Origin of the sequence: Acinetobacter sp. YH12151, assembly GCF_013418355.1 — a bacterium.
Lineage (GTDB): Bacteria > Pseudomonadota > Gammaproteobacteria > Pseudomonadales > Moraxellaceae > Acinetobacter > Acinetobacter pseudolwoffii.
Map to the genome: position 1 here is coordinate 1 of NZ_VPCG01000062.1, position 10818 is coordinate 10818.

Below are 10818 nucleotides of genomic sequence, written 5' to 3' on the forward strand. Positions count from 1 at the left end.
TAAAGCACGTAGTCTTCATGGATTTCTGAGTGGAATTTACGCCTCACTATGTGCATATCAATTAACCCATCGAAATAAGCCAACAATTCAAATTAAGGAATCATCGGCTTAAGCAGGATTCGGGTTATTTAATATTCCGTATCAATTAATATAGTTTTTCCTTTAAAAATATTTTTAAGCACTCCCTTACCTTCAGCATCAATATCAAGTGAAATCGTAAATGGATGAAATGAGTTTATCTCAGAAGATTCTGGTTTTATTTCTATATCAATAGTATCTCCTTGTGCATAACCTGAAGTTTCTATATGCAAATTCAAGTCATCAAAAAATCTAGATTTTCTTTTTAGAAGAATAAGGTTATCTCCATAACTCCAATAAATATTATTAATGATCTTTTCTTCTTTTTCTTCAATGTATTTAGTAGCTGTATCTGATATTAATTGATCAATTTTACTTGAGATAATACCATTACTTATGACAGCCAAATCAGAAGTTTTTAGAAATTTTGAACCACAAGTTGATGTGTCTCCTGCCGCAACAATGCTTCTACCCAGGACGACTATAAAGCCTCGGTTAGAAGCAAGAGCTTTCGCTAGGACATTACATTTAGGACAATAATGTACCATTCCATCCAAATGCACAGCTTTTCCTTCCACCAGAAAGGAAGGGTCGCCAAAAGTAATGATTCCCCCATGATCGGTTTTACAGCCGACTGTTATTAATGCTCTCATTATTATTTGGTTATTATTTTTATTAAAGACCATAATAACATGACAATATAAAATGAAAGGTTTAGTTTAAAATTCATTTAATCAGTTTGTATATAATGACTGAATGTATCTGAATATAGATACAAGCATTTTTGCTTTTAATTTTTTAAATATAGCCCTGTTGACTTTTAAAGTATTGAGTAACCCTCAATCTGAGTTAGCATATACAGTTACGAAAAAGCCGACTGTCTGAAGCCAAAGAGTCTCCCATGCTGTACCCAATGCCCAAAAAAATCCAACTTGCCCCATCTCAAGCCAAATGGCAGCTTGCATCGAACCAATCGGTTTTGGTCTTAGTCGGATTACAAAACTTGCGTATGCAACAGGGCATACAAGAAAGTGCACTCATGGCAAATTTGATTCAACTGACCAATAAAGCCAAAGCACTGGATATTCCCATTGTCGATTTATATGGTGATGACCTGATGCAGGGCATGCAACAGCTTGGTGAATATGCCTCCACGCATCCACAACTGATTTTTGCCGGGCAGGTCACACCGATGCTCAAGCAAATCTTACCGCATTTGATGAGTGTGACGGATCAAATAGGTGTAGTCGATGACGCAATCTTATTGGCCAATCAGGAACAGCATATTCAGTGGATCGAAAATATTTCCAGTCAAGGTGTGCATCACTTAAATACTTATAGTCTGACCCGGTTGTGGGATTTAAGTGCGCCCTCAGACTATGTCTTATCAACCAAAGGTATTATGTTGGCTGTGGCAGAACAGCTAGACATAGATGCTCTGGAGATTGATCCCTATGTCGATTTAAGAAATTATGGATTGGACTCTGTAGCCGTGGTGAGTTTAGTCGGTGTATGGCGTGCACATGGTGCCAATATTCGTTATGAAGATGTACGACAGCATGCATCTTTGCATGAATTGGCAGGCTTCATTTTACAATCCTCAGGTTGATACGCTGCGATTGAGCATTTTTATGACCTAAATCGGAAATTTCATCAGCATTTATATAAAAGCGCATTGTAATTATGGGCGAAGCTTTCTATCATGGCCGCCTTGTTTTTCGCGATCAGCCTGGGATTGAACTTTGAGTAATTTTCTAACCGAACATCTGATACATCGTGATGACGATTTTATGGTCATCCACAAACCTGCAGGTTTACTCACAGTTCCCGGTAAAACAGAAGATTTACAAGATTGCCTGATTAACCGATTATTAAAAATAGAACCAAAAACCTTACTGATTCATCGACTGGATCGCGATACTTCCGGCATTCTCGTGTTTGGTCTCACAAAATGGGGACAAAAAACCATTTCCCGCCAGTTTCAGGAACGCCAGACCGACAAAACCTATCAGGCCGTGGTTGCCGGTACACTCGAAGGTGAAGGTAGCATTGAGGTGCCCGTGGTATATGACCCAAGCCGTCCGCCCTTACATATCGCAGATCCGGCACATAACAAGCCGGCCATCACACATTGGCAGGCGATCGAACACTTTAATATTCAGGGACAAGCCGTGACTCGGGTGAAACTTACGCCAATTACCGGCCGTTCGCATCAGTTGCGTGTGCATATGCAATATCTGGGACATCCGATTATCGGCGATACCTTATATGCGACACCTGAACAGCAACAGCTCAGCTCGCGTCTACATTTACATGCTGAACGTTTGAGTTTTTATCATCCTCAAACAGATCAGCTGGTCGAATTTTATTGTCCGGCGCCGTTCTAGGAAATACTTCTTGAATCGGCGTGAATTATGCTCACTTTTTAGTGGGCTTTATGTCAAAATACATTGCTTGAAGGTGTGAAATTTTGCTCCAATGACGTTTCGTGATTGAGCCTAATATTCATAATCTTGTACTTAAGATAAAGGTGGAAAAATTGCAGCAATTTGCTATTGGTCAACGTTGGTTATCAGATACTGAAACAGAACTCGGTTTAGGCGTTCTTATTGATGTTGATGAGCGGTCGGTTAGCATTTTATTCCCGAAAAGCGATGAAACTCGCGTCTATGCACGTAGCAATGCACCCTTATCTCGTATCGTATTTAATGTGAAAGATGAATTACAGGATCAGGAAGGAACCAAATGGATTGTAGAATCCGTGGAAGACCGCAATGGCGTGGTGCGTTATCACGTCATTCGTACCCTGGAAGATGGGACTGAAGAACGTAAATCGCTGAATGAAACCCGCATTGGTGCCACCATCCAGCTGTCCAAGCCTCTAGACCGTCTACTGGCCAGTCAGGTCAATTATAAAGAATGGTATGACTTGCGCATTGAAGCGCTGCTGATGCAGGCCAATATGCAAAGCAGTCCACTGCGCGGTTTGGTCGGTTCACGTGTCGGCCTGATTCCGCACCAGTTGTATATTGCGCATGAAGTCGGTCAGCGTTTTGCTCCGCGTGTATTACTGGCCGATGAAGTCGGTCTGGGTAAAACCATCGAAGCGGGTTTGATTATCCATCAACAGCTGAAAACTGGCCGTTCTGAACGCATCCTGATTTTAGTACCAGATTCGCTGCAATATCAGTGGATGATTGAGATGCGCCGTCGTTTCAATCTTGAGTTCTCGTTATTTGATTTGACCCGTACTGCATCAATCAAAGAGCATGATCCTGAACAAAACCCATTCCTGACCGAACAAAAAATTATTGCCTCTGTCGATTTGATGGTCGACCATGAAGATCTGCGTGAACAGGCGCTCGAAGCCGGTTTCGACTTGCTGGTGGTCGATGAAGCACATCATTTGATGTGGAGCGAAGAAGATGGCGGTAATGACCGTTATGATCTGGTCGAAGAACTGGCTGAACATACGCCGGGCGTATTGTTATTGACGGCAACACCGGAACAGCTCGGGGTAGAAAGTCACTTTGCACGCCTGCGTTTACTCGATCCGCAGCGCTTTAACTCGCTGGATCGTTTCCTGGATGAAGAAGCGCAATATCAGCACACCGCTAAAATTGCAGAAGTGTTGATGTCAAATCTGCCACTTGAAGCAGAACATTTGACTGCGATTGAGGCCTTGTTGGGTCATTCAATTGAAGATCATCCTGAGCAGCGTTTCCGTGCCATTCACGAACTTTTAGACCGTCATGGTACCGGTCGTATCCTGTTTCGTAATACGCGTGAAGCCATTCAGGGCTTCCCGGGTCGTGACTGTCAGCCGGCACCATTACCAGCACCGGAACACTGGTCGAAAGATGGTAAGTTGCGTGAGCAAATGTGGCCTGAAGAAGCCCAGCTCGATGGTGCATGGATGGAAGCCGATCCACGCGTGATGTGGCTGATGGAGCGTTTACGTACCGATCTTAAACACAAGAAAGTCTTACTGATTGCGCGTAGCGGGCCAGTGGTTGAAGCGCTGGAAAATGTACTTCGCTTACATGCCGGTATTCGTACCGCGATGTTCCATGAAGGCATGAGCTTGTTAGAGCGTGATCAGGCTGCCGCTTATTTTGCTGAAGATTCGTATGGCGCGCAGATTTTACTTTGTTCGGAAATTGGTTCAGAAGGGCGTAACTTCCAGTTTGCATCTGATTTAATTCTGTTCGATCTTCCTGCCAACCCGGACGTTTTAGAGCAGCGTATTGGCCGTTTAGATCGTATCGGTCAGGAAAACCGGATTCAGATTCATGTGCCTTATCTGGTGGGAACTGCGCAAGAACGTATGTTCCGCTGGTATAATGAAGCCTTGAATATTTTCGGCAATATTTCCCCAACTGCACAAACCTTGCAAGAAAACTTTATTGTTCGCTTGAAAGACTGTCTATTGGCAGACAAAGGTCAAGCGTTTGAAGACCTGCTGGAAGAAGTCAGCGTGCAACGTGAAGCGCTGGAAGCTGAATTGCAGGAAGGCCGTGACCGTTTGCTAGAGTACAACTCTTGCCGTCCGGTGGTGGCACAGGAAATTGTCAAGGCACTTGAAGACTATGATGACAATACTACTTTGCCGATCTTCATGAAACGCTTTATGGCGTCCACGAATATTGACTTTGACGAGCAAAGTAACGGTACCGTGATCATCAAGCCAACAGATCAAATGCAGGTTCAAGGTTTGACGCTGGATGAAGAAGGCATCACTGCCACTTTCTATCGTGATCAGGCACAAATCCGCGAAGATGCGCAATACCTGACCCTGGAACATCCATTCACTGAAAGTGTGATGGAAATGATCAATACTCAAGGCTTTGGTAGCACCAACGTTGCGGTATTAAAATCTGCGGCACTGCCACAAGGTTCGGTATTGCTGGAAGTCTGGTTCAAGGTCGATGTGGTTGCACCGAAAGCATTGAACTTGCCATCAAGCCTGCCGCAACAATTGGTTCGTGTGTTATTAAGCGAGAAAGGTCAGGATCTTTCACAAAAAATTGCGCCTGAAATTTTAAAACCGTATCTGCATCATTTAGATGGCAACAGCTGCCGCCAAGTAGTGAAAGCACGTCGTGATGTGATTGAGGCACGTTATCAGCAAGCACTTGAATTGGCACGCAGTGCATTGCCAAACTTCAAGCAGCAAGCCAAAGAAGTGTATGGTAATAAATGGCAATATGAAATTGACCGTCTGACCTATCTGAAACAGTTTAATCCAAGTATCCGTGAAGATGAAATTTCACGTTTACAGAAGTTGCAGAAAGAAGGTCTCGGCCTACTGGATGGTTTATCTGTGACGCCAGAAGCCATTCAGGTGATGGTAGTCGTCAAGCCTTAAGTTTTAAGCAATTAAAAAATGCAGCTTTCGGGCTGCTTTTTTTATGGCCGAAATTCGGCTTTTATATTGTTTTGGTCGGGGAATACTGGCCTGTCATTTTTCTTGTGTTTAAAATCAGTCTAACCAATAACCAGAAATAATAAACATGTCCAAAGCCTTTATTGGTCTGGGAGCCAAAACCACCCACGGTGGTATTGTGGTAGAAGGTGAGCCGTCTTTGATTATGAATGGCATCGCCGTACATTTAAATGGCATGACGCATTATTGTCCCAAATGCCAGACCATGGTCACCGCAATCTCCAGCGATTTATCTATTACTGTCAAAGGACGGGCAATGCTTATCGCAGGGGATAAGACCAGTTGCGGCGCGACTTTTCTAGCTATGCAGCATTTGACGGTATCGCAGAAATAGACTTTAAATTCTGAAGAAATACAAAGAAATGACTTTGAGGTCATGGTTTGAGCATTTTTGCACTGCCGAATGAATGTCCAAAGCAGTAAGCTCATTCGATGATTTCAGGATGAATACGCGCTGCGTTTGGAAAATAATGAAACAAGCCTTACATTTTACCCATGCCAATGGCATCCCTGCGGCAACCTATCAGAAATTTCTGGACTGTTTCCAGCCAGAATATGAGGTCAAAGCGATTTCCTTGATTGGCATGAAGTCGCAATATCCGATTACGCCAGACTGGCGCTATCTGGTCGATGAAGTCATTGCAGATATCGAGCAGCAATTTCCTCAGCAGCAGGTGGTGGGTCTTGGACATTCCTTTGGTGGTCTGGTGACTTTGATGGCAGCGTATCGACGTCCGGAACTGTTTTCCAAACTGTTAATTATGGATCCGCCATTTATTATTGGAAAAAACAGCGCCATGTTTGAACTGGTTAAAAAGCTGAATCTGAAAAGTATCGATCGCTATACACCTGCAGGAATTACGCTAAAACGCAAGGATCACTGGCCATCGAAACAGGCCGCAGTTGATGCACTCAGATCAAACCGCTTATTTAGCAATTTTGATGAGCAATGTTTTGCTGATTATATCGAGAGTGGCATTCAGCCAGAACCTGAACGCGGTGGGGTGACTTTGAGCATTCCAAAACAGGTAGAAGCGGAGATTTTCCGGACTGTACCGGCATGGTGGTGGCGTACGCCAAGACGACCACCTGAAGTGCCGATTCATCTGATGACTGCAGAGCAGAGCCAGTTTTATCAGCAGGGTTTGCCTCAAGGCATGCACAAGATTTATCGGATCGATTATTCAGTGGTCGAAGGCGGACATATGTTTCCGCTTGAGTATCCGGAAGAGACTGCAAAGGCGGTCAAAGCTCAACTTGTACTGTTGTAATCGTCATAAAAAAGAGACGACTGGTACCACTACTGTTCCACAATTTTAACTAGGCTATAGTTTGAATTGTATGGAGTAATAAAAGCAATTCGATAGTGTTTTTAAATATCTGATATTTATACTTGGATATTGCGCAGCCTCATCTTTCCTTTAAAAGTTTAAATGGATTTGTGCAGGCGCAACCCTACTTTGGAAAGCCCCAAAGTAGGCAAAAGTCTCTTATTACCCATACACGACGTCCTGTCGTGATAGGTAGTGTGTGGCATCCCTGCCACACGCGCGTAACTTAAAGCTAATCACTTTAACTTTGGGACAGTAATCCGTCTAGTACGTCTCTTTTTATATCATTTTACGCAAATTGGAAAATTAACGCAGCTGCGAATCTTCCAGATGGCGAGCGCCTTCCAGAATCATCCGGATCATGATCATGGTCTGTTCGGCAATTTCTTTACGGTCTTCGGCAGGCATATCAATCACATTGGCCCCCATGTTAAACACCAGTTGAGTAATGGCTTTGGCGGCAATATCGGCATGTAATAACTTTCTATTATTCAGGCGTTCCAGACGAATCAAATCATCCTGCAATTCCTGCTGAAAATAATTTAACTGGCGTTCTACAGCCTGTTTATACGATTTTGAACCGGTATAACCTTCACGCAATAACAGGCTTAAATTGCCTTCATCTGCATCCAGCTGAGCAATAAAAATTTCGACCGAACTACGAATAATACTGCTTTGTCGGGAGGCTTTTAAGCGTGCTTCATGCAGAATCTGACGTAATACAATCCCGGCACGATCAATCAGCTCAATGGCCAGCTCATCAATATCTTTAAAATGACGATAGAAACTGTTTGGCGCAATACCGGCCTCACGTGCGACTTCGCGCAGGCTCAACGATGCAATACTTTTTTGTGGACCAATCAGGTTTAATGCTGCCTGAAACAGTTCTTCTTTGGTAATGGTGGCCTTGCGACCGACACTCCGTACGATAATCGGCTCATCAATGCTTTTCGATTGTAGTAGAGATGCGTCACTGCTTATTTTCATTGAAGGCTCGTTCATCAATAGGTTCATGCATGAATCGTTTGATTATAACCGAGCACGACAGGCTTGTGAAATGAATGGAAACAATACACATGTATATACAAATATATATACATGTGTATAATAATTCAAAACCTCAAGATGATGTCGATAACGATGCATGTACTCCAAAAACTTAAAATGCCGTTGAATGCACTGTCTGACAGTGTCGTCGATCAGCATGCGATTAATTTCTGGATTCAGAAACTCAATCCGATATGGTCGTTGAATCAGCCATTGGGCAAGATTGTGCACAAGGAAAATGCTGCACAGGATATGCTGGGTCTGAAAATTCAAGTGAATCGTTTATTTAAGTTTGGTAAAGCGGGGCAACACCATCCGGTCTATGTGGTGGTGAAGGGCATCCGTTATGAACGTAGCTATAGTTTGACCCATGTAGATGCCCAGCATGTGTTATTGACTGTGAAAAAAGTCCATGCCGGTAAAGTCAGCACCTGGTTTGCAGAGCAGGCGCAAGTGGGTGATGTCATCGAATTTGGTCAGCCTTATGGTGATATGACCTTGCCTGCGCAAACGAGTCCACTGATCTTGCTTGCAGCAGGCAGCGGGATTACCCCAATGCTCAGTATGCTGGAAAGCCTGAGCAAAAAGGGTGAATTATCAACACCAGTGAGCTTGTGGTACTGGGTTAAAAAACATCAAGATGCAGCATTTAAAGCACGTTTCGAAGAACTTGCTCAGAAACATGCAAATTTCTCATTTCATGTTTATGCCACGCAAGAACAAGCTGCGGCAGCTCGTCTGAATGAAACTTATCTGACAGATTTGCAAAATCTGGAAAATAGCACGGTCTATTGCTGCGGCCCGTCAGGTTTTGTATCGACTGCAGAGCAGCTGTTTGCTTCAGCCAAAGAGTTTAAGGGTGAAGCCTTTAGCATGAGTCTGGCGGATCAATCCGATATCGGCTTTATTAATGTCACCCTGACTCAGTCGAAAAAAATTGTCAGTATTCCAAAAGGCCAGTCCATTTTGGTGAGTCTGGAACAACAAAATATCAAACCGACACATGGTTGCCGTATGGGCATTTGTAATAAATGCGCCTGCAATAAAGTGGAAGGTTCGACCAAGAATTTGGTAAACGGCGCACGAAATACTGAGCCAGGTAATCTGCTCAAAATTTGTGTTAACTCAGCGCAGACTGATCTAGTCATCGACCTATAAGCGAGTTTTATCCTATGAATATGCCAGTAAAATTTCAATATTTTAAAAATCCTAAAAACCGTGAATTATCACAAGTAGAACTCGATGAACTTGCACGTGAACTTGATGCGATCAAACAAGAAGTGCTGGATGATTTAGGTGAAAAAGACGCGAAATATATCCGTCGTGTCTATTCAACCATCCGTTATTCATCAATTGCCGGTCGTGCGCTATTGTTTGCAGGCTGGTTCCCACCAGCATGGTTGCTAGGCACAGGTCTATTAGGCTTTGCCAAAATCATGGAAAACATGGAACTGGGTCACAATGTCATGCATGGTCAGTATGACTGGATGAATGATCCTAAAATGAATGGTCAGACCTATGAATGGGATATCGTAGGTACTTCGGATAACTGGCGTCAAACCCATAACTTTAAACATCATACTTATACCAATATTAAAGGTATGGATGATGATATCGGTTATGGTCTATTGCGTCTGTTCCCAGAACAGCGCTGGAAACCGGGTTATTTATTACAACCGATTTATGCGGTGCCATTCTGTTTGCTGTTCCAGTGGGGCGTGGCCATTCAGAACCTTGAATTGGGTAAATATTTCAAAGGTCGCAAAAGCAAAGAGCAGACCAAAGAAGAATGGCGCCCAATGCAGAACAAAATCGGTAAACAATTGTTTAAAGATTATGTGTTCTTTCCATTGATTGCAGGTCCTGCTGCTTTGCCAGTTTTGACGGGTAATATGGTGGCCAATGGTCTGCGTAATATCTGGACGTTCAGTATTATTTTCTGTGGCCACTTTACCAAAGATGTAGAGGTGTTCCCGAAATCGGTACTGCAAAATGAGAGCCGTGGTCACTGGTATATGCGCCAGATTCGTGGTTCATCTAACCTGACCGGTTCTGAAGCATTCCATATCTTGACGGGTCATTTAAGTCACCAGATTGAACATCATCTGTATCCTGATGTGCCTGCCCGTCGTTACCGCCAAATGGCGCCAAAAGTTCAGGCGGTGTGTGAAAAATATGGTTTGAACTACAACAATGCCAGTCTGGTAAAACAGTATGGCAGCGTGATTAAACGTATTGTGAAGTATGCTTTACCATTCAAGAAATAGTCTTTCTTGGGACTAAGAACCACTTCTTTTGAAGTGGTTTTTTATTGGTAATGTTTGTATGTATAAGTGGATTTAATTCCATACCTTAGATTCTCAAGTATAGTTATACTTAATAAAAATTATAGTTTTAATAGGGTGAATTTGAAGTTGGTTATTTTTTGTTAAATTTTGATAAGAAATATTTTTATTTAAACTCTTGTTTTGAGCACTTTTGCCAATTGTTAAGTTAGAGAAACAGTAAATTGATTTTTATATACTCCCATGGGGTATTTTTAAGTGATATATATATATCGATTTTTAAAAATTTATTGAGGTAAATCGACATATATATATATTTATAATAAATTGATTTTAATATGTTTTATGAGTTTTATTGAGAATAAATTAAAACGCTCAGAATTTTTGTAATATTAACAATAATCATTATTATTATTTAAATTAAATTGACTACCAATTAAAAATAATGAGCATTTTTGTAAGCTTTGGATTTTTGAAATTGTGGTAATTTTCATCAATTGTATGTAAGAGGTGGTCCCACTTGTTTGAACAACTAAAAGCTTATTTATAAGTGATATTCTGCTCTAGTTAAGCTACCTTATTTTGTTGTGGTAGCTGGTCATAGTAAAACTCATCTGGAGTCATTTTGTCC

9 protein-coding genes and 1 pseudogene are annotated in these 10818 nt (G+C 42.3%); 8 read left to right on the forward strand and 2 right to left on the reverse strand.

The genetic code is table 11. From position 1 onward, the window contains the following. A pseudogene (locus FTU82_RS14515) lies at nucleotides 1-112 on the forward strand (IS982 family transposase); the annotation flags it as partial. 16 nt (nucleotides 113-128) lie between these two features. Here the strand turns inward: FTU82_RS14515 and FTU82_RS14520 are convergent. Then, nucleotides 129-731, reverse strand: coding sequence for a PAAR domain-containing protein (locus FTU82_RS14520; protein ID WP_159138062.1), 603 nt, complete (start codon nucleotides 729-731; stop codon nucleotides 129-131). Between the two features lie 248 nt (nucleotides 732-979). Here FTU82_RS14520 and FTU82_RS14525 point away from each other — a divergent pair, with 248 nt between their 5' ends. From FTU82_RS14525 to FTU82_RS14545, 5 genes are all read left to right on the forward strand, one after another. Next, the gene (locus FTU82_RS14525; RefSeq protein ID WP_005096618.1) at nucleotides 980-1687 is read left to right on the forward strand and encodes a phosphopantetheine-binding protein; all 708 of its coding nucleotides are present in this window, start codon (nucleotides 980-982) and stop codon (nucleotides 1685-1687) included. A gap of 133 nt (nucleotides 1688-1820) precedes the next feature. Next, nucleotides 1821-2465, forward strand: a complete 645-nt coding sequence (locus FTU82_RS14530; protein WP_005171496.1) for an RluA family pseudouridine synthase — start codon at nucleotides 1821-1823, stop codon at nucleotides 2463-2465. Nucleotides 2466-2608: 143 nt separating this feature from the next. Next, nucleotides 2609-5446, forward strand: coding sequence for an RNA polymerase-associated protein RapA (gene rapA, locus FTU82_RS14535; RefSeq protein ID WP_180101521.1), 2838 nt, complete (start codon nucleotides 2609-2611; stop codon nucleotides 5444-5446). A gap of 145 nt (nucleotides 5447-5591) precedes the next feature. Further along, complete coding sequence (locus FTU82_RS14540) at nucleotides 5592-5858, forward strand: PAAR domain-containing protein (protein WP_100328728.1); 267 nt, start codon at nucleotides 5592-5594, stop codon at nucleotides 5856-5858. A gap of 136 nt (nucleotides 5859-5994) precedes the next feature. After that, nucleotides 5995-6795 (forward strand): alpha/beta fold hydrolase, encoded by an 801-nt coding sequence (locus FTU82_RS14545; protein WP_180101523.1) that lies wholly within the window; start codon nucleotides 5995-5997, stop codon nucleotides 6793-6795. A gap of 366 nt (nucleotides 6796-7161) precedes the next feature. Here the strand turns inward: FTU82_RS14545 and fabR are convergent, their stop codons facing one another. Then, on the reverse strand, nucleotides 7162-7842 hold the full coding sequence (gene fabR / locus FTU82_RS14550) for an HTH-type transcriptional repressor FabR (RefSeq protein ID WP_180101525.1): 681 nt from the start codon (nucleotides 7840-7842) through the stop codon (nucleotides 7162-7164). A 153-nt stretch (nucleotides 7843-7995) separates the two neighbouring features. Between fabR and FTU82_RS14555 the strand changes: the two genes are divergently transcribed. Further along, the gene (locus tag FTU82_RS14555; RefSeq protein WP_218947760.1) at nucleotides 7996-9060 is read left to right on the forward strand and encodes a flavin reductase family protein; all 1065 of its coding nucleotides are present in this window, start codon (nucleotides 7996-7998) and stop codon (nucleotides 9058-9060) included. A 14-nt stretch (nucleotides 9061-9074) separates the two neighbouring features. Further along, the gene (locus FTU82_RS14560) at nucleotides 9075-10169 is read left to right on the forward strand and encodes an acyl-CoA desaturase (protein WP_180101527.1); all 1095 of its coding nucleotides are present in this window, start codon (nucleotides 9075-9077) and stop codon (nucleotides 10167-10169) included. Nucleotides 10170-10818: the final 649 nt, after the last annotated feature.

Excerpts from the sequence above, each read along its gene's own strand:
- FTU82_RS14520 (WP_159138062.1), bottom strand. The coding sequence starts at position 731 with ATGAGAGCATTAATAACAGTCGGCTGTAAAACCGATCATGGGGGAATC.
- FTU82_RS14525 (WP_005096618.1), top strand. The coding sequence starts at position 980 with ATGCTGTACCCAATGCCCAAAAAAATCCAACTTGCCCCATCTCAAGCC.
- FTU82_RS14540 (WP_100328728.1), top strand. The coding sequence starts at position 5,592 with ATGTCCAAAGCCTTTATTGGTCTGGGAGCCAAAACCACCCACGGTGGT.
- FTU82_RS14545 (WP_180101523.1), top strand. The coding sequence starts at position 5,995 with ATGAAACAAGCCTTACATTTTACCCATGCCAATGGCATCCCTGCGGCA.
- fabR (WP_180101525.1), bottom strand. The coding sequence starts at position 7,842 with ATGAAAATAAGCAGTGACGCATCTCTACTACAATCGAAAAGCATTGAT.
- FTU82_RS14555 (WP_218947760.1), top strand. The coding sequence starts at position 7,996 with ATGCATGTACTCCAAAAACTTAAAATGCCGTTGAATGCACTGTCTGAC.
- FTU82_RS14560 (WP_180101527.1), top strand. The coding sequence starts at position 9,075 with ATGAATATGCCAGTAAAATTTCAATATTTTAAAAATCCTAAAAACCGT.